This is a genomic window from Streptomyces globosus, from assembly GCF_003325375.1.
GTDB classification, from domain to species: Bacteria; Actinomycetota; Actinomycetes; order Streptomycetales; family Streptomycetaceae; genus Streptomyces; species Streptomyces globosus_A.
Genome location: NZ_CP030862.1, coordinates 3,765,831 through 3,783,219 on the forward strand (window position 1 = coordinate 3,765,831; position 17,389 = coordinate 3,783,219).

Sequence of the window (17,389 nt, forward strand, 5' to 3'; positions counted from 1 at the left end):
GACGATCGGCGTCCGTCGGGTCCCCCGCGGAGGAATGAGGACGGAATGCGCGAGATCCGCTCCGGCGGCCGGCACGGGACCGGCTCTCCGTTGCGCGGGCGGGTCGCGGTCGTCACCGGTGCCGCCCGCGGGATCGGGGCGGCGCTGGCGCGGAACCTGTCGGAGTCCGGGATGCACGTGGCCCTGCTGGGCCGCGAGGAGGCGTCCCTGCGTGCCACGGCCGCCACCCTGCCGCACCGGAGCATCTGCTTCGAAGCGGACGTCACCGACGACGCGGCCCTCCGCGCCGCCGCCCGCTACGTCGAGGAGCGGCTCGGGCCGGCCGGCGTGGTCGCCGCCAACGCGGGCATCGCCGTCGGCGGCCCGTTCGCCGACACCGCCGCCGACCTGTGGCAGCGGGTCATCGACGTCAACCTCACCGGGTCCGCCAACACCGCCCGCGCCTTCCTGCCCCACCTGACCCGCACGCGCGGCTACTTCCTCCAGGTCGCCTCGACCGCCGCGCTGGGCTCGGCGCCCATGATGAGCGCCTACTGCGCCTCCAAGGCGGGCGTGGAGTCGTTCGCACAGGCGCTGCGGGGCGAGGTCGAGCCGGACGGGGTCGCCGTCGGGATCGCCTACGTCCACTGGACCGGCACCGACATGATCAGCGGCATCGACGACCACCCCGTCCTGCGGGCCCTGCGCCGCCACCAGCCGGGCTTCGCCCGCCGCGTCCGCACCCCCGAGCAGGTCGCCGCCTGGCTCGCCGAGGGGATCGCCCGCCGCTCCCCGTCGGTGTACGCGCCGCCCTGGCTGCGCTGGTGCCAGCCGCTGCGGCCGCTGTTTCCGGCGGTGGTCGCCCGCATCGCCCGCCGCGAACTGCGCACCCGTACGCGCGCCGAACTGGCCGCGGACGTCGGTGTGCTGGGCGACGGCGGCCTCGCGGACTGGCACGCCCACCGGCACCCGGGGCACCGGGACGGCTGACCCCGCCCGCAGACACGGGTGCCCGGGCAGGCGTCAGGCGTCAGGCGGCTGCCGGGCGGTCCGCGGGCGGGCGCCTGCGCGCCGCGGTGTCGGTCAGCGACGGCGGCTGCCAGACGCCGTCGGCCCGGTAGAGGTCGGTGCCGGGCGCCACGATCGCGTCGATGCGGTCGAGGGCCGCGTCGTCGAGCAGCAGGTCGGCCCCCTTGAGCAGGGAGGTCAGCTGGTCCATGGTGCGCGGGCCGATGATCACCGAGGTGACGGCCGGGTGGACGAGCGGGAACGCGACGGCCAGCTCCGGGAGGGTGCAGCCGATCTCCCCGGCCAGGGCGACGAGTTCCTCGACCGCCTCGAACTTGGCGGCGTTGCCCGGGAGGGCGGGGTCGAAGCGGTGCGGGGTGCGCGCGGCCCGGCCGGTGGTGAGGTCCACGGGCCGGCCCTGCCGGACGGCCCCGGAGAGGAACCCGGACGCGAGCGGCGACCACGTCAGGACGCCCATGCCGAGGCGCTGCGCGGTCGGCAGCACGGCCCGCTCGACGCCGCGCGCGAGGATCGAGTACGGGGGCTGCTCGGTGCGCATCCGCATCAGCCCGCGCCGCTCGGCGACATGGTGGGCCTCGACGAGGTCCTCCGCGGGGAACGCGGAGCAGCCGAACGCCCGGATCCTGCCGGCCGTCACCAGGTCGCCGAGGACGGACAGCGTCTCCTCGATGTCGGTGGTGTGGTCGGGGCGGTGCACCTGGTAGAGGTCGATCCAGTCGGTGTCCAGGCGCCGGAGACTGTCCTCGACGGCCTTCAGGATCCAGCGGCGGGAGTTCCCGCTGCGGTTGCGGCCCTCGCCGAGCGGGAAGTGCACCTTCGTGGCGAGGACGACGTCGTCGCGCCTTCCCTTGAGGGCCTTGCCGACGATCTCCTCGCTCTCGCCGGCCGAGTACATGTCGGCGGTGTCGACGAAGTTGACGCCTGCGTCGAGGGCGGTGTGGATGATGCGGGCGGCGTCTTCGTGGTCGGGGTTGCCGACGCCCCCGAACATCATCGTGCCGAGGCAGTGGGTGCTGACCTCGATGCCGGTCTTGCCGAGGACGCGGTAGCGCATGCCGGTGCTCCGTCGCAGGTGGGGGTGGGTGGAAGCGGCGCCAGTCTAGGACTTGGAGCACACTCGACGGCAAGGTCCGCGGGCCGGACCCCCGCCGCCGGCCTGGCGGAGGACGCGGCGCGCGCGGGGCACGAACCGGCCGTCGCAGGGCGGCAGATGGCCGAGGGCCTGGAACGGGCCTGATCCCGGCCCGGTGTCCCGGTCGGCGCTGTCACACCCGTGCGGCAGGCTGCCTGTCATGAGTGACCATCACCCCGGCGCAATGCCGTCCCCGGACCGGCCACGGGCCGGGACCGCCTGGTGCGGGCTGCTCGGCCGGAGGGTCGCCGAGGCCGTGGCGGCCGATGTCATGTCGGCGGCTTCGGTCTTCGACGGAGCCGACGCGCTGCCGGAGTCCGCCGACCGCGGGTTCGCGGTGCCTCTCGCGGCGGAGGTGTGGGTTTTCGACGACTCCCTCAGCCGTGTCCTGCTGGTCCGTCACCCGTGGCGCGGCTGGGTGGCGCCGGGCGGTCGCGTCGAGCCCGGCGAGACACCGAGGGAGGCGGCGCGGCGTGAGCTGTTCGAGGAGACGGGCGTGCGGGCGAGGCTGTTGGCGGAACCGGCTGCGGCCACCGTCCGTTCCTACCGTGCGGGCGCGCCGGCGTGTCTGGGGCTGTCGTATGCGGCGGTCGTGGACGGGGCGGTCCCGCTCGTCGCCGAGGACGGGCAGGCCGTGGCGTGGACATCGCTGCGGCGGGGATGGACCGGGTGGTTTCCCGAGGACGTGGCGCGGGTGCGCCGGTACGCCGGGCGGCTGCGTGGCGGTGCCGGGGACTGAAGTGCGCGGACCTGCCTGCATCGGGAGGCGGTTCGGGGGCAGGAGCGGGGCTGTGAAGTCCGTTCGGCACATCGTCTCGTTCCCGCGGGTCGCCGCGGCGGCCGGTGTGCCGGTCCAACCACCTCGCCCGAACGCGGAGGAGCACCCCATGCGCGGCATAGGCGGCTGCATCGCACTGATCCTGGTGGGGGCGATCCTCACCTTCGCAAGCGACTGGAAGATGGAGGGCGTCAACCTGGACGTCGTCGGACTGCTCATGATGGGCACCGGCATTCTGGGTCTGGCGGTGTACGCGAGCGTCCTGCGGCGGCGGCGCGTCTCGGCGGTCGTGCCGGTCGTCGAGGAGACCCGGGAGCGCCCCTGACCGCCGCCGGCCTTCGGCCGTCACCGGCCGGCCGGGACCGGGGTGAGGCGGTAGGAGTCCCCCCGGCGGACGACGCGCCCGGCGGTGGGCGGCGCGAAGTGCGTTCCCAGCAGCAGGGTGTCGGTGCCGGCCAGTGAGGCCAGGAGTTCGCGCCGGGTGGCTTCGGCGAGCTCGGGGTCGATGTCGGCGCACGAACCGATGCCGGGGCGGGCCACCTGGACGGGGTGGTGGATGCAGTCGCCGGTGATCACCGCCGTACCGCCGCGGCCGGCCACCTCGACGGCCGTGTGTCCGGGGGTGTGGCCCGGAGTGGGCAGGAGTCTCACCTGCGGCGTGATGCCGACGCCCCCTGCCGGGACGTCGACGAGGTCGAGCAGGCCCGCCTCCTCCACCGGGACCACCGAGTCGAGGAACATCCGGCGGCGGGCTTCGTCCATGGCGTGTCCGGCCCAGAACTCCCGTTCCGTGCGGGAGGCGACGTAGCGGGCGTGGGGGAAGGTCGGGATCCACCTTCCGTTCTGCTTGCGGGTGTTCCAGCCGACGTGGTCGGCGTGGAGGTGGGTGAGGAGGACCAGGTCGACGGCTTCCGGCGGGTAGCCGGCCGCGGTGAGGCGCTCCAGGTAGCCGGTGTCCAGGTCGTGCCAGGCGGGGTTGGCCCGCTGCTTGCCGTTGCCGATGCCGGTGTCGACGAGGACGCGCAGCCCGCCTGCGGTGAACGCGAAGCTGTGGCTGTCGAGGTGCAGGACGCCCGCGCCGTCCGCGAAGTGGGGGCGCAGCCAGTCCTCGCCGGCGACGACCTCAGGGGTGGCGGCAGGCAGCAGCCACGGCCCGGTGGCGGGCGGCAGGGGCGTTTCGTCGATGCGGTGGACGGTGATGTCGTCGCCTACGGTCCAGGCCGGTCCGGTGGTGGTGCTCACGGTTGTTCGTCTCCTCGGCGCGGTGCGGGCCCTGCAACGGCGGTCATGGACGGGCCTCTTGACGCTAAACGCAATCCGTTTGCGTTTGGCCACCGTACGGCCTTAGAGTCCAAATGCAAACTCTTGGCTTTTGCGTGAGAGGAATCCATGCCGGACACCGACCCCGAACCGACGGCTGCACAGGCGGCCTTGTGGGCCGCCCGCGCCGGGCTCCCCCTGCCCCCCGGCCGCCGGGCCGCCGCAGCCGCGGCGGCCCGCCACATCCACTCCGTCGTCGTCGTCCTGCGGGAGCTCGACTTCGCGGACACCCCGCCTGCCTTCGCCTACCGCGCACACCAGGAGGCCCCCGATGCAGCCGTGTGAACTGAGCCTCGCGGAGGCGGCGGAGGCCATCCGCACCCGCCGCCTCTCCCCCGTCGAGCTGACGGACTCCGTCCTCCGGCGCCTCGAACTCACGGAGCCGCGCCTGAACGCGTACGCCGCGGTCACCGCCGAGCGCGCCCGGGCCGACGCTCGCACCGCGGCACGCGAGATCGCGGCCGGCCGCCGCCGCGGCCCGCTGCACGGCATCCCGATGGGCCTGAAGGACCTCATCGACGTGGCCGGCGTGCCGACTTCGGCCGGCTCCCGGGTGCGCACCGGTCACCGCGCCCGGGCCGACAGCACGGTCGCCGCACGCCTGGCGGCGGCGGGCGCCGTCCTGCTCGGCAAGACCCACACCCACGAGTTCGCGTACGGCCTCACCACCCCGCAGACCCGGAACGCCGTGGACCCCGGCCGGATCGCAGGCGGGTCCAGCGGCGGGTCCGCGGTCGCCGTGGCGGCCGGCTCCGCGACCTTCGCCGTCGGAACCGACACCGGCGGCTCGATCCGGGTGCCCGCCGCCCTGAACGGCGTCGTCGGCCTCAAGCCGACGCACGGCCTCGTCCCCCGCCACGGCGTGACGTCCCTGTCCTGGTCCCTCGACCACGTCGGCCCGATCACCCGTACCGTCCGGGACGCCGGCCTCGTCCTCGACGCGCTGGCAGGCCACGACCCGCGCGACCCCGCCTCGATCGCCGCACCGCTCGCCGCCGACCGCCGGCCGCCCGCCGGCACCGGGCTCGCGGGGCTGCGGATCGGCGTGCCGCGCACCTACTACTTCGACCGCGTCGACGCGGACGTCGAGGCCGCCGTCCGGCGGGCCATCGACGGCCTCCGCGGGCTCGGCGCCCGCCTCGTCGGCGTCGACATCCCCATGGCCCGCCACATCCAGGCCGTCCAGTGGAGCCTGATGGTGCCCGAGGCCACCGCGTACCACGAACGCACCCTGCGCACCGTGCCCGAGCTGTACCAGGACGACGTCCGCGTCCTGCTGGAGGCCGGCGCGCTCATGCCGGCCGGCGACTACCTGCGCGCGCAGCGCGCCCGCACCCTCATGCGGCGGGAGTGGTCCCGCCTGCTCCGGGGCGTCCACCTCGTCGCCGCGCCCGCCGTCCCGACGACCGCGGTGCGGGCGGGGCAGGAGTGCGTCACCTGGTCCGACGGCACCACGGAGGCCGTCTCGGACGCCTACGTGCGCCTCTCCTCCCCCGCCAACATCACCGGCTTCCCCGCTCTCACCGTGCCCGTCGGACGCGACGCCTCCGGCCTGCCCGTCGGCATGCAGCTGCTGGGGCGGCCGCTGGGCGAGGAGGTACTCCTGCGCGTCGGGCACGCGTACGAGCAGGCCCGCGAGGCCGACCGCCCGGCACACGCCGCGTAGCCCCGGCACCCGGCCGGGCACCCCGCCGGAAAAAGCCACGCCTTTGCCTTAAGGTGGTGCGTGTGAGCAGGCAGATGGTGCGTCCGGGCGGGCGCAGCGCGCGGGTCCAGGCGTCCGTGCACGCCGCGGTGCGCGAACTCACCGCCGAGGTGGGCCGGGACGCCCTCACGGTCCCGCTGATCGCCCAGCGTGCCGGTGTCACCCCCTCGACGGTCTACCGCCGCTGGGGCGACCTGCAGGAGCTGCTGTCGGACGTGGCCGTGGAGCGCCTCCGGCCCGACACCGCCCCGGCCGACCACGGCACGCTGGCCGCCGACCTGACGGCCTGGGCAGAGCAGTTCCTCGACGAGATGTCCTCCCCCGCCGGCCGCGCCTACGTCCGCGACGCGCTGCTCGGCGACCCGGACGGCGGCAACGCCGGCCAGTGCTCGGCCTACGCCGCCGGGCACATCGGCGTCATCCTCGAACGGGCGGCCGCCCGGGGCGAGCGGGCACCGGACACGGAAGCGGTCATCGACCGCGTCGTCGCACCACTGGTGTACCGCATCCTGTTCCGGCCGGACGGCCTGGACACGGCCCGCGCCCGCGCCCTCGTGGTCTCGCTCCTGGCCCCGGCGCCCCGCTGACGGGACGCCCACCTCCCCGCCGCGCCCGGTGGCGGTGTCGGCCCGGGCGAGGGCCGCGGGGACCTCGGCGGCGAGTCCGCCGGCGGCCAGGAGGGTGTCGAGGCGCAGGAGGTCCCGGCGGCCCGGCCCCGTGCCGGCGGCGGCGCGGTGTGCCGCGGGGCGGGGGAGGTGCCGTCCATCGGGTCGCCTTTCCGTTCTCCGGCGGAGGAGGGGTGACGCGGATCCGGCGAGTGGGGTCGGGGTCAGCGGGCGTCGCGCTGGGCGGTCACGATGTCGTTGAGGGTGCGCTCGACACCCATGCGGCCCTGCACCCTTTCGGCGAAGGCGGGGAACTGCCCGGCGATCGCGCTCAGCAGCTTCAACTCGGCCGGGGCGACGTTGACTTCGCACAGGTTCCGCTCGACGGCGCGGACGAGGCCGTCGCATACCTGCGCCGGGGAGACCGTGCGCATCCCGGCCGGCGGCTTGGCGCCCGTCGCGGCGAACATGCCGGCGTCGCGGACGAATCCGGGCTGGACGAGGGACACGCCGACGCCCGTACCGTGCAGGTCCTGGCGGAAGGCGAGGGCGAAGCCGCGCAGCCCGAACTTCGTCGCGCTGTAGAGCGCGGAGGACCTGGTGGCCGCCTTGCCGGAGATGGAGCCGACGAACGCGATGTGGCCGCGGCGGGCCCGGACCATGCGCGGCGCGAGGAGCCGGGCGAGGAGGACGGGCGCGTGCAGGTTCACGGCGAGGGCGCGTTCCACCTGGGCCGGGGTGTAGTCGAGTACGTCGCCGCTGGAGGGGAGGGCGGCGTTCGCGACGAGGACGTCGACGTCGCCGCACTCCTCGGCGAGGCGCTCCACGTCGGCGGGGTCGGCCAGGTCGGCGACGACGGCGCGGGCTGCGAACCGGTCGGCGACGGCCTGCAGCGCGTCCTTCCTGCGGCCGGTGAGCACGAGGGAGGCACCCCTGCCGGCGAGTGCTCCGGCGAGCTCCGTCCCGAGGCCGCCGGTGGCTCCGGTCAGCAGAACCGTCGATCCGTCGAATCGCATCCGTGGTCGCCCTCTCCCCTTGTTCGTTCGAACGAACGGGACCATAGAGCAGCCCGACCGAACGTGTCCATGCCATCGCGTGGATCGGTTGCCGATGCACCCGGCCCGCGGGGCGGTTTCCGCCGGATGCGACCATGGCGCGCATGGAGAAGGCAGCCGACACCCGCCAGCGCATCATCGACGCCGTCCTTCGGATCATCGGCGCGGAGGGCATCGCCGCGCTGAGCAACCGGCGGATCGCGAAGGAGGCGCAGGTGTCGCTGGGCTCGGTCACCTACCACTTCACGACCCAGCACGAACTGCTGCGGGAGAGCCTGCTGCACTTCGTCGCCCAGGAGACGCAGCACTTCACCGAGCTGGCCGAGAACTGCGCCCGCGCAGACGGCCTGGACATCCCGGGCGCGGCCGAGATGGTGGAGACGGTGGCGGGCGGAACCACCTTCGACAGCAGGCACATCGCGCCGTTCGAGCTGTACATCCAGGCGGGGCGCGACGAGCGGCTCCGGGCCGCCGCCGCGGAGTGCTTCGCCGCGTACGACTCGCTCGCCCGCGGCATCCTCCGGCGGCTCGGCCTGCCGGACCCCGATCGCCTGGCCGGCGCGGTGGTGGCCCTGGTCTTCGGGCAGCAGCTGCGGAGACTGGCCACCGGCTCACCGGCGGAGGACCTCGTCGACACCCTCCTGCTCCTGACGGGCGCGGCGGCCGGAGCGGGCCCCGCCCCGTGCGGCGCGGCCTGCCGCCCGCCGTCCGGGAACCGTCCCGGCTGACCGCGCGGACGTGCCGTGCCGGCCGTCGGGGCGGCCCGCCCACGCCGCGGCTACTGGCCGACCCTCCCGTCGATGCACTCGCGCAGCAGGTCCGCGTGGCCGCAGTGGCGGGCGTACTCCTCGATCCTGTGCACCATCAGCTCCCGTACCGCGACCCGCTCGCGGCCGACCCGCGCGCCGAGATCGGCGTGGCGGGCCAGTTCGGCGTCGGTCGCGGCCTGCTCACGGGCGAGGTCGGCGTACGCGGCGTCCACCACCGGCTGCTCGGCGACCGCCCCTTCGAAGTCCGCGTCCTTCGCGCCGTACAGACGGGGCAGCGGCTCCCCCTCGGTGATCCAGTTGTGCCAGTCGCGCTCGGCCTCGGCGAGGTGCCGTATCAGGCCGAGCAGGGACATCGTCGAGGGCGGCACCGAGCGCCGGGCGAGCCGGCCGGGGTCGAGGCCCTCGCACTTCATGCGCAGGGTGAGGCGGTAGTTCGCCAGGAAGTCCAGCAGCGTGGCGAGTTCGCCGTCCGCTGCGGACTCGTTGTTGCGGGGGTCTTCGGCGGGATCGGCCCACATGTCGGGGTACACGGTCGCCTTGGTCCACCGCTCGGTCTGCTCGCTCATGCACGCATGATCACCCGCCACGGGCCGTCGGCGCGAGGGAGTTGTGCGGTCAGGGACGCTCCTGCATGCGGCGCCGCAGCCGGTCGTAGACCGGTTCGCTGCCCAGCCGGTCCGCGGTGAGTGCGGCGGCGAAGCACGCGGCCAGCAGCGGCAGGACGAGCGAGGTGGCGCCGGTCATCTCCACGACCAGGACGATGCCCGTTGCGGGCGCCCGTACGACGGCGGCGAACAGGGCGGCCATGCCGACCACGGCGAACGCCCCGGACCCGGCCGCCTGGCCCGGCAGCAGCGGCCCCGCGGCGGCGTGCGCGAGGGCGCCCCACAGCGCACCGACGGCCAGGAGCGGGGCGAACAGCCCGCCGGGCGTTCCGGCGGCGTAGCTGAGCGGTCCTGCGGCGAAGCGCACGGCCAGGTAGGCGGCGAGGACGCCGACGGCCGGGCTCCAACCGGCCAGGAGCCGTTCGCCGAGCGGGTCGCCCCCGCCGGCGAACAGCGGGTCGACCGCCATCAGCAGTCCGACCACGGCCCCGATCAGGGCCGCGCGGGCGGTGGCGGGCACCCGGGCGGCGAGCCGGTCGGACAGGGCCAGGCTGCCGATGACGAGGCCCCCGTACGCGGCTCCCAGCAGCCCGGCGGTGGCGCCGAACAGCAGGAAGACGGGCAGCAGCCACACGGGCGGGGCGGGCGCGTCGGGGAAGGGGAAGATCGGCGCGCCGCCGGCGATCAGCGCGGAGACGGCTGCGGCGGCAGCCGTGCCGACGAGGGTCATCAGCACGAGCCGCGGCCGCACGGACCGGGTGACCTCCTCGCAGACAAACAGCAGGCCCCCGAGTGGCGCGGCGAACGCCACGGCGAGTCCGGCGCCGGCGAGCGAGGTGTGCAGCAGCCGGATGTCGTCGGCGCCCAGGCCGGTGCGCCGGCCCGCCTCGGCTCCGATCGCGGCTCCCATGTGCACCGCCGGGCCCTCCCGTCCCAGGACGAGCCCGGAGCCGATCGCGACGACGCCGCCGGCGAACTTGGCGGGGAGCAGCCGCCATGTGGGGGCCTCGCTCTCCCCGCGCCAGACCGCCTCGACGTGCTGGATGCCGCTGCCCGCCGCGTGCGGAACGCGCCGGGCGATGGCGCAGGCGAGGGCCGCCCCCGCGGCTGTGAGCGCGACGGGCACCAGCCATCCGAGACCGCCGCCGAGCCCGGCGGCGGTCTCCAGCAGGCGGCCGCGCAGCGCGTCGGCCCGTTGCAGGCACCACCGGAACGCCCCGCCGACCAGGCCCACCAGGCAGCCGGCCAGGGCCGCCACGAGGTGGGCGCGGCAGGCGCCGCGGAGCCGACGCGCCGTCACCGCGGCGCCCCGTGCGCGGGGCCGGGGTGGGGACCCGCCATGTGCCGACCTCCCGTGCCGAGCCTGCGGGCGCCCGTCCGGGGTCCGCCCCGCGGCCGTCCGGGCCGCGGTCCGTCCGAGCGTGGACCGCCCCCTGCGGCCGCCGTCGGGAAGCGCGCCGCGGCGCGCCGGGATGCGCCCCGACCGGACGACGCGCGCGGCGACGGCGTTGCGGCGTCCGCGGCCGGGCGCGGCGGCGGAGACTGGTGGCGTCGGGCCGCGCGTCGGGCCCGGGGGACCCGGGAGGGGCTGTGGAGCCGAAGACCGCGTCAGTGCTGGCCCCGTTCATGGCGGTGCTCACCCTGACGACCGGGCTGGTGGAGGCGGTGAGCCTGCTCGCGCTGGGGCCGGTGTTCACGGCCATGCAGACGGGGAACGTCCTCTTCTTCGCGTTCGGCCTGGTCGGCGAGGGCGGCCTGTCGGTGGTGGCGCCCGCGGTGTCGCTGGGGGCGTTCACCGCGGGGGCCGTGGGCGGCGCCCGGCTGGAGACCCGGCTGGAGGCCGGCCGGCACCGCTGGTTCATCCTCTCGCTCGTCGCGGAGGCGGTCCTCGTCGGGGCGGCCGCCGTCGCCGTGTGGGGGGTGCCGCCGGTCCACCAAGCGCCCACGGGCCGGCATCTCGCCGCGATCGGCGTGCTGTCGGCCGCCATGGGCATCCGCAACGTGACCAGCCTGCGCCTCCAGGTCCCCGACCTGCCGACGACGCTGGTCACCCGCGCCATGACCGCCCTGCTCGCCGGGTCCCTGCTGGGCCGCGACTCCTTCCTCGCCCGCGGCACGGCGGCGACCGCGCGCCGGGCCGCCTCCGTGGGCGCGATGTTCGCGGGCGGGCTCGCCGGCGCGCTGTGGGTCCACGCCGGCTGGCCGGTGTCGGGGCTGCTGCTCGTGGCGGCGGGCATCCTGCTGGCGGTCGCGGCGGCATACGTCCCGAAGCCGCACCTGCACACGTGAGCGGCGCGGCAACGGTGCTACGGGGCTGCGGGGAGCCAGGCGCGGACCATGAGGGTGCCGAGGCCGGCGGGGTCGGGGGCGGGGAGCACCGCGGCGTCGACGCGCTCGAACCCGGCGGCCCGCAGGAGGCCTGTCCACCTGCGCGGGGTGTAGGACCAGCGGCGCACCGCGAGGGGCCGCCCGCGCAGTCCGCCGGAGTGCGTGCCCTGCGGGCCGTAGCAGCCGGGCAGGGCGGGCGCGTGGCTGAAGGCGAGCAGGCCGCCGGGGCCCAGCCGGTCGCGGACGAGGGGGAGCAGGCGGCGGGGGTCGTGGAACCACACGGCGCCGAACCGGGACACGACCGCGTTCCGGCGGCGCTCCGTGCCCGCGAGGAAGGCGGTGGCGTCGGCCCGGTGGAACTCGGCGGGCAGGCCGGCGCAGCGGGCGCGGGCGCGCGGGGGCATGGCGGGCGGTTCGCGGGGCAGGTGCCGGGCGTACGAGGAGGTGCGCCATGGCTGTCGACGAGGAGCGCACTGCGGATCCCGCGGCCCCGCCCTCGGCCGGAGCACGGTGCGTGGTGCGTGTGAGCGGCGAGATGGACCTCGACCACGCCGCGGAGCTCCGCACGGCGCTCGACACGGCCATCTCCCGGGCGCCTGACCGCGCGGACGTGGTGGTCGACCTCCGCCACTCCTCGTTCTGCGACTCCTCGGGCCTCACCGTCCTGCTGGCGGCCCGGGAGAGGGCCTGGGCCGGCGGGCACGCCATGCGGCTCGCGGCGCCGAGCCACCAGCTGCTGCGGCTGCTGGAGCTGACCGGGTCCGTCGAGCTGTTCTCGTTCGTGCCGGCCGCCGCGGACTGAGCTTCCCTCCCCGGCGTGCACCGCGCTGCTTCCGGTCGCGGCGGCGGGCCCGCACCGCAGCCAGCCGCTCCGGGCGCCTGGTTCCCCCTCACCGGGACGGGCGCGTGCCCTGGGCCGTCCACGCCCGGGCGGACAGGGTGATCGACCCGTCGGCCGCGGCGGGCAGGGACGCCCTCAGCCGCTCCTGCAGGAGGTCGCGCCGCGCCTGCGGCAGGGAGGCCAGGTACGCGGGTGCCGGCCCCTGGCCGCCCCGGAACGGCTCCCAGTAGTCCGCGAAGTCCCGGAAGCGGGTCCGGACCACGATCTCGCCGACGGTGACGCCGGCCAGCCCGGAGCCGCGCAGCAGCAGCCGCAGCGGTTCGGGCGCGCACAGCGGTAAGCGGGCGCCCTCGTCCAGCGGCCCGGCGCCCGCGTCCACCTCCGCCGCGGCGTCCCAGAAGTGCCGCAGGAGCTCCATCCCGCCCTGCGTGTAGTCCCACACGTACACCGCGGCCACGCCCCCGGGGTGCACCACCCGGAGCATCTCGGCGACAGCACGGGCCGGTTCGGGCACGAAGTTGAGGACCAGTCCGCTGACCGCGGCGCCCGCCGCACCGTCCGGCGCGGGCAGCCGGCGGGCGTCGGCGCGCACGAAGCCGGCCCGCGGGTCTCCGACGGTCCGCCGCGCGTACCGCAGATAGCTCTCCGACGGGTCGGCGCCCACGACCCGGCCGGGGTCCGCCGCCTCCAGGACGGCGCGGGTGACGGCGCCGGTACCGCAGCCGACGTCCCACCACACCGCCCCGGCCGGAACGGACAGCCGGCGTACGAACTCCCCTGCCACGCACCGGCTCCACCGGCCGATGTACGGCTCGTACGCCTCTCCGTCACCCCACACGGGCGACCACCCGCTCCCGCACGGCCACCGTCCGGAGACGGGGGGCGGCCCGGCACCGCCCGGAACCAGCATCCCCCGCCCCCGCCGCCGCGGCACCCGCTGCACCGCGCACCGGCCGCGCCGGCGCCCGCCTGGCGCGCTCCGGCCGCCGCGGCCACGCTGGAAGCGGGGGACACCCCTGCGGACATGGGAAGCGAGGCAGCCATGACGGCGATCACACGGGGCGACACACCGGTGGCGGTCGAAGGCGACGGCGTCGAACTCCGCACACAGCCGGCCGGCGGCGACCTGTCCGTCGCCTTCGTACGGCTGCCCGCGGGGGCGGACCTCCGCCCGGCGCTGCAGGGCATGCCCGACGACCTGTGCCCCTGTCCCCACTGGGGCTACATGCTCAAGGGCCGCCTGAAGATGGTGACGAAGGACGGCGAGGAGGTCTACGAGGCGGGCCAGGCGTTCCACTGGCCTCCCGGGCACGCCCCCGTGGCCCTGGAGGACTGCGAGTACGTGGACTTCTCCCCGACGGCGGAGTTCACCGCCGTCCTCGACCACATCACGTCCCGGTCCTGACCCCCTCCCCCGGCTCCGGCTCCGGCCCCGCCCTGCCCGCCGGTGTAGCGGCTGCCGGCGCGGCGCCCGACCCCGTACGGGGCGCCGCGCCGGCGCCGTCAGGAGGGGCGGGCCGGGACGGTGAGGGTGCAGCGGCCGTTCTCGCAGGAGCGCCGGAGGCGTCCCCGCGAGACGGTCTGCACGAGGCCGATCGTCCAGCACACCGGGCACCCCCGGAGCGCCACCAGCCCCACCGGCAGGAGCAGCAGGGCGACCGGGCCGACGGTGAACGCCAGGCCCGTCCCGCCGATCAGGGAGCCGAAGCCCACCGCGCCGCGGGCCAGGTGCCGGGGCAGGGACGCGCTCGCGTAGTCGGGCCCGCCGTCCTTCCCGGTCGCTGCCGTCCTCACCGTCCGCCTCCCGCCGGTACGCCGTCCCCGTCCCCGAGCCGGCTCCGGACCGCGGCCCGGGCCCGGTGGAGCCGCGACTTCATCGCCGCCGTGCCGATCCCGAGCGCGTCGGCGACCATCCGCCCGCTCAGCCCCTGCACGTCCCGCATGACCAGCACCTGCCGCTGCTCCGCGGGCAGCGCGGCGATCGCCGCCGCCACCCGGCCCGCCTCCAGCCGTCGGAGGGCCTCCTCCTCGGCGGAGGGCCGGGCCTCGTCCCGCAGGGTTGCGGTGTCCCGTCCGATCGTCCGGGCGCGCCGCAGGCACTCGTTGCGGACGATGCGGAACATCCACGACGCGAGGGCGCCGGACGCGCGGAGCGTCCCGATCTTCCGGTACAGGATGATCAGCGCTTCCTGGGCGGCGTCCTGCGCGTCCTCGGGTGTGGCGCACAGGGAGCGGGCGAACCGCTGCACGTTCGGGTGCGATCCCGACACCAGGGCCGTGAGCGAGTCGACGTCGCCGCGCCGGGCGCCTGCGACCAACTGCTCGCCGGGCCATGCGTACTCAGCCACGCGTCCGCCCCCGCTTGCGCGAGACCGCGTACACGCACGCGCACACGAGCACCGCTCCTACGGCCACTGCCATTCCCACGATCATGTTCTTCCTCCGGCTTCCCCGTCCCGACGGCTGTCGGCACGTGTACAAGAGGAGCCGTCCGCCGAAAAGGATTCACCGGCACGGCCCCCGACCGCCGGTGACAACCGATCGGCCCGGTTCCGCGTCCTTACCGCAGAGCCGGCTTCCGTCCGAGCGGGGGCGGAGCGGCGCGGTACCCGGAGGAACGCCATCAGCACTTCGTACACCCCCGGCCCGGACGTCGGCGGCGCGGGCGGCGCGGGCGGCCGCCGCCGGCGCGGAATCGGCATGCTGCTGCTGGGCGTCGCGGCCGGCGTCGTGCTGAGCACCGCCGTGCTGACGGCAGCGTCGTGGCCGCGGACCGAGGTGGCGTACCGCAGCGCCTCCCCCGCGTCTCTGCCCTACGACGGCTCCCGGTACTTCCTGCGGATGGAGCACCTCCGCGACCTGTCCGGTGACGACTCGTACCGGATGGTGATCGGCAGGCAGCCCGATGCGTCGTACGGGCACTGGCTGCACATCGACACCTACCTGGGCGCGGAGGGCATCCGGTCCGCGACGTGGACGGAGTCGGAGGTGCGCGTCCGGTTCTCCACCGGGCACGAGCTCTCCGTACCGGCCGGCGCCTTCACGGGCGGCAGGTGAGCGGCACCGCCGCGGGCGCCCGTACGCAGGTGGGTAGGCTTCGCTCAGCACGGACGCACGTCGGGGGGCAGCACGCATGACGGCTCGGACTGCACGGTGGGAATCGGCCCTGGATTCCGTCGTGGTGTACGCACAGGGCGCACTGTGCCGCCGGCTCGCCCGCGGCACCGTACCGCCGGACGGACGGCTGCGGGTGACGGGCCTGCCGCGCTCCCTGGATCCCGGCTCGCTGCGGGCCCGTGTCCTCGGCTCGCCCGGCGTCCGCGTCGTGGAGGCGCGGGTCGAGGTCGAGGCCGAGCCTTCCGGCCCGCGCGCGCCGCACGGGTTGCGGAGCGAGGTCGAGCGGCTGCGCGACCGGTATGCGGCGGTGCAGGCCCGCCGGGACCGGCAGCTGACGCTGATCGAGGAGGCAGGCGGCCTGCACCCGGCGCCGCCGGCCCGCCCCCGCGAGGACGCGCCGCGCCGGACGCCCGTCGAGGCGTGGCTGGAGCTCGCCGACTTCGTGGACCGGCGGCTGGCCGCCCTCCAGACACGGCTGGCGGAGCTGGAGGGGGAACTGCTGCGCGCCGGGCACGAGCTGGCCGTCGCCGAGGACCGGCTCGCCCGCGCCTCCGGCGACGCGCCGCAGGTGCACGTGGACACCACCGTCTGCGCGGTCCTCACCCTGGCCGGCACCGGCGCGCCCGGGACGGACACCGGGGAGGACGCCGGCTCCGAGGTCGAACTGGAGGTGGAGTACGGGGTTCCGGGCGCGGTCTGGGTGCCCGCGTACCGCCTCGCCCACCGGCAGGGCGACGACACGGGCCGGCTGGTGCTGCGCGCCTCGGTCGCCCAGCGCACCGGCGAGGACTGGAACGGCGTACGCATCGCCCTGGCCACCTCGGACCTGCGGCGCCGCACCGACCTGCCCAGGCTCCACTCGGTCCGGATCGGGCGCCGCCAGCCCGCCCCTGCCCCGTCCGGCTGGCGCGAGCCGCCGGCGGGGCTCGCCGACCTGTTCGCCGGGTACGCGGGCGCGGGCCCACGGCCGGGCCCGCCGGCCCCCGCACCCGCGGCTCCGCGGCCCGGCGCGGCCGCCGACCCCGTACCCCCGCTGCCGCCGCCCGCGATGCCGGTGCAGCCGGCGCCGCAGGCGTACGGGGCGCCGCCGCCCGCGATGCCCGCCCCGGCTGCCCTGGCCGCCCCGGCCGCGCCCGCTCCGCCCGGCTTCGGCGGCGGGGCCCCCGGGTTCGCGCCGCAGGTCCCGGCGCGGCCGGCCGCGCGGCGGTCACGCAGCGGGGCCCCGGCGGCCCCGGGCGGACTTCCGCCGGGCGCACCCGCCGCACCGCCCGCGCCGGTCGGCCCGCCGCGGCCGAGCGGCGCCGAACTCGACTACCGCGCCCTCGTCCTCGCCGGTCCCGAGGACCAGGCCGCCCGCCGGGGCCGCCTGTTTCCCGGCGCCCCCTCGGACCCGGTGGGCGCCGAGCACCGCCGGCGCGCCGAGGCGGTGGCCGCGCTGCCGCTGCCCGGGCACGCCGTACGGCCCCGCGAGTCGGCCGGCTCGTTCGACCACCGCTTCGACGCCGCCGCCCGCGCCGACGTCCCCTCCGACGGCACCTGGCACACCGTCACCGTCGGCGAGGTCCCGCTGGGGCTGCGCACCGAGTACCTCTGCGTGCCGTCGGTCGAGCAGACCGTGTACGCGACGCTGGTGCTCTCCAACGCCACCGGCCAGGCGCTGCTGGCGGGGCCGGTGGAGGTCACCGTCGACGACGAGTTCCTGCTGACCGCCGCGCTGCCGACGCTCGCGCCGGGCGCCGTCTCCCGGCTGGGCCTCGGCCCCGCCGAGGGCGTCCGGGTCGCGCGGCGCACGAACCTGCACGAGTCGGCGGCCGGGCTGCGGGGCGGTACCACCGTCCTGGACCACCGCGTCCACGTGGAGCTGGCGAACCGGCTCTCCCGGCCCGTCACCGTCGAGGTCCGCGAGCGGGTGCCGGTCACCTCCGACGCGGACGTCCGGATCGAGGAGCGGGCCGACTGGACGGCCCCCGAGGCCGGCGCCGGACCGGAGCACCATGCTCCGGGCACCCGCATCTGGCGGGTGGAGCTGCCCGCCGGCGGCGCCACCGCGCTGGAGGGCCGCTTCGAGATCCGCATCCCGGCCGCAAAGGCCCTCGTCGGCGGCAACCGCAGGAGCTGACACACG

Annotated in this window: 21 protein-coding genes; 12 read left to right on the forward strand and 9 right to left on the reverse strand. The window is 76.4% G+C overall.

Features of this window, described 5'->3' with window-relative positions; translation table 11 throughout:
* The first annotated feature begins 45 nt into the window (after nt 1-45).
* Nucleotides 46-969 carry an SDR family oxidoreductase gene (locus tag C0216_RS16410; RefSeq protein WP_114056005.1) on the forward strand — a complete coding sequence of 308 codons (924 nt, stop codon included), beginning with the start codon at nt 46-48 and terminating at the stop codon, nt 967-969.
* Nucleotides 970-1,009: 40 nt separating this feature from the next.
* Here C0216_RS16410 and C0216_RS16415 read toward each other — a convergent pair whose 3' ends face one another.
* Nucleotides 1,010-2,062, reverse strand: a complete 1,053-nt coding sequence (locus C0216_RS16415) for an aldo/keto reductase (protein ID WP_114056006.1) — start codon at nt 2,060-2,062, stop codon at nt 1,010-1,012.
* 238 nt (nt 2,063-2,300) lie between these two features.
* Here C0216_RS16415 and C0216_RS16420 point away from each other — a divergent pair, with 238 nt between their 5' ends.
* Both C0216_RS16420 and C0216_RS16425 read left to right on the forward strand, forming a co-directional pair.
* Nucleotides 2,301-2,879, forward strand: a complete 579-nt coding sequence (locus C0216_RS16420; protein ID WP_246042576.1) for an NUDIX domain-containing protein — start codon at nt 2,301-2,303, stop codon at nt 2,877-2,879.
* A gap of 148 nt (nt 2,880-3,027) precedes the next feature.
* Complete coding sequence (locus tag C0216_RS16425) at nt 3,028-3,243, forward strand: hypothetical protein (RefSeq protein WP_114056008.1); 216 nt, start codon at nt 3,028-3,030, stop codon at nt 3,241-3,243.
* A gap of 20 nt (nt 3,244-3,263) precedes the next feature.
* On the opposite strand, the gene C0216_RS16430 is transcribed toward C0216_RS16425, so the two are convergent.
* Nucleotides 3,264-4,160 (reverse strand): MBL fold metallo-hydrolase, encoded by an 897-nt coding sequence (locus C0216_RS16430; protein ID WP_114056009.1) that lies wholly within the window; start codon nt 4,158-4,160, stop codon nt 3,264-3,266.
* Nucleotides 4,161-4,307: 147 nt separating this feature from the next.
* Here C0216_RS16430 and C0216_RS16435 point away from each other — a divergent pair, with 147 nt between their 5' ends.
* The 3 genes from C0216_RS16435 (at nt 4,308) to C0216_RS16445 (ending at nt 6,530) form a co-directional block, all read left to right on the forward strand.
* Nucleotides 4,308-4,523, forward strand: a complete 216-nt coding sequence (locus C0216_RS16435) for a hypothetical protein (protein ID WP_114056010.1) — start codon at nt 4,308-4,310, stop codon at nt 4,521-4,523.
* Entirely contained in the window at nt 4,510-5,904 is a 1,395-nt protein-coding gene (locus C0216_RS16440; RefSeq protein WP_114056011.1) for an amidase, read from the forward strand. Before C0216_RS16435 ends, C0216_RS16440 begins: the two co-directional genes overlap by 14 nt.
* Before the next feature lie 74 nt (nt 5,905-5,978).
* Complete coding sequence (locus C0216_RS16445; protein ID WP_114056012.1) at nt 5,979-6,530, forward strand: TetR/AcrR family transcriptional regulator; 552 nt, start codon at nt 5,979-5,981, stop codon at nt 6,528-6,530.
* 242 nt (nt 6,531-6,772) lie between these two features.
* Here the strand turns inward: C0216_RS16445 and C0216_RS16450 are convergent, their stop codons facing one another.
* Nucleotides 6,773-7,564, reverse strand: a complete 792-nt coding sequence (locus C0216_RS16450) for an SDR family NAD(P)-dependent oxidoreductase (protein WP_114056013.1) — start codon at nt 7,562-7,564, stop codon at nt 6,773-6,775.
* A gap of 143 nt (nt 7,565-7,707) precedes the next feature.
* Here C0216_RS16450 and C0216_RS16455 point away from each other — a divergent pair, with 143 nt between their 5' ends.
* Entirely contained in the window at nt 7,708-8,331 is a 624-nt protein-coding gene (locus C0216_RS16455) for a TetR/AcrR family transcriptional regulator (RefSeq protein WP_114058713.1), read from the forward strand.
* A 50-nt stretch (nt 8,332-8,381) separates the two neighbouring features.
* Here C0216_RS16455 and C0216_RS16460 read toward each other — a convergent pair whose 3' ends face one another.
* Together C0216_RS16460 and C0216_RS16465 are read right to left on the reverse strand one after the other, a co-directional pair.
* The gene (locus tag C0216_RS16460; protein WP_114056014.1) at nt 8,382-8,939 is read right to left on the reverse strand and encodes a DinB family protein; all 558 of its coding nucleotides are present in this window, start codon (nt 8,937-8,939) and stop codon (nt 8,382-8,384) included.
* 49 nt (nt 8,940-8,988) lie between these two features.
* Nucleotides 8,989-10,278, reverse strand: coding sequence for a chloride channel protein (locus C0216_RS16465; protein WP_114056015.1), 1,290 nt, complete (start codon nt 10,276-10,278; stop codon nt 8,989-8,991).
* Nucleotides 10,279-10,568: 290 nt separating this feature from the next.
* On the opposite strand from C0216_RS16465, the gene C0216_RS16470 reads away from it, so the two are divergent.
* Nucleotides 10,569-11,267: a YoaK family protein gene (locus C0216_RS16470; RefSeq protein WP_246042577.1), complete on the forward strand. Its 699-nt coding sequence runs from the start codon at nt 10,569-10,571 to the stop codon at nt 11,265-11,267.
* Nucleotides 11,268-11,284: 17 nt separating this feature from the next.
* Here the strand turns inward: C0216_RS16470 and C0216_RS16475 are convergent, their stop codons facing one another.
* A complete protein-coding gene (locus C0216_RS16475) occupies nt 11,285-11,710 on the reverse strand; it encodes a class I SAM-dependent methyltransferase (protein WP_114056016.1) in 426 nt (141 codons plus the stop codon).
* A gap of 47 nt (nt 11,711-11,757) precedes the next feature.
* Between C0216_RS16475 and C0216_RS16480 the strand changes: the two genes are divergently transcribed.
* Nucleotides 11,758-12,108: an STAS domain-containing protein gene (locus C0216_RS16480; protein WP_114056017.1), complete on the forward strand. Its 351-nt coding sequence runs from the start codon at nt 11,758-11,760 to the stop codon at nt 12,106-12,108.
* A gap of 88 nt (nt 12,109-12,196) precedes the next feature.
* Here C0216_RS16480 and C0216_RS16485 read toward each other — a convergent pair whose 3' ends face one another.
* A complete protein-coding gene (locus tag C0216_RS16485; RefSeq protein WP_114056018.1) occupies nt 12,197-12,985 on the reverse strand; it encodes a class I SAM-dependent methyltransferase in 789 nt (262 codons plus the stop codon).
* A gap of 204 nt (nt 12,986-13,189) precedes the next feature.
* Between C0216_RS16485 and C0216_RS16490 the strand changes: the two genes are divergently transcribed.
* On the forward strand, nt 13,190-13,552 hold the full coding sequence (locus C0216_RS16490; protein ID WP_114056019.1) for a hypothetical protein: 363 nt from the start codon (nt 13,190-13,192) through the stop codon (nt 13,550-13,552).
* A gap of 98 nt (nt 13,553-13,650) precedes the next feature.
* Here the strand turns inward: C0216_RS16490 and C0216_RS16495 are convergent, their stop codons facing one another.
* Both C0216_RS16495 and C0216_RS16500 read right to left on the reverse strand, forming a co-directional pair.
* Nucleotides 13,651-13,941: a hypothetical protein gene (locus tag C0216_RS16495; RefSeq protein WP_114056020.1), complete on the reverse strand. Its 291-nt coding sequence runs from the start codon at nt 13,939-13,941 to the stop codon at nt 13,651-13,653.
* Complete coding sequence (locus C0216_RS16500) at nt 13,938-14,495, reverse strand: RNA polymerase sigma factor (protein WP_114056021.1); 558 nt, start codon at nt 14,493-14,495, stop codon at nt 13,938-13,940. Before C0216_RS16500 ends, C0216_RS16495 begins: the two co-directional genes overlap by 4 nt.
* Before the next feature lie 352 nt (nt 14,496-14,847).
* Here C0216_RS16500 and C0216_RS16505 point away from each other — a divergent pair, with 352 nt between their 5' ends.
* On the forward strand, nt 14,848-15,204 hold the full coding sequence (locus C0216_RS16505; RefSeq protein ID WP_114056022.1) for a hypothetical protein: 357 nt from the start codon (nt 14,848-14,850) through the stop codon (nt 15,202-15,204).
* A gap of 76 nt (nt 15,205-15,280) precedes the next feature.
* The gene (locus tag C0216_RS16510) at nt 15,281-17,383 is read left to right on the forward strand and encodes a DUF4139 domain-containing protein (protein ID WP_114056023.1); all 2,103 of its coding nucleotides are present in this window, start codon (nt 15,281-15,283) and stop codon (nt 17,381-17,383) included.
* Nucleotides 17,384-17,389: the final 6 nt, after the last annotated feature.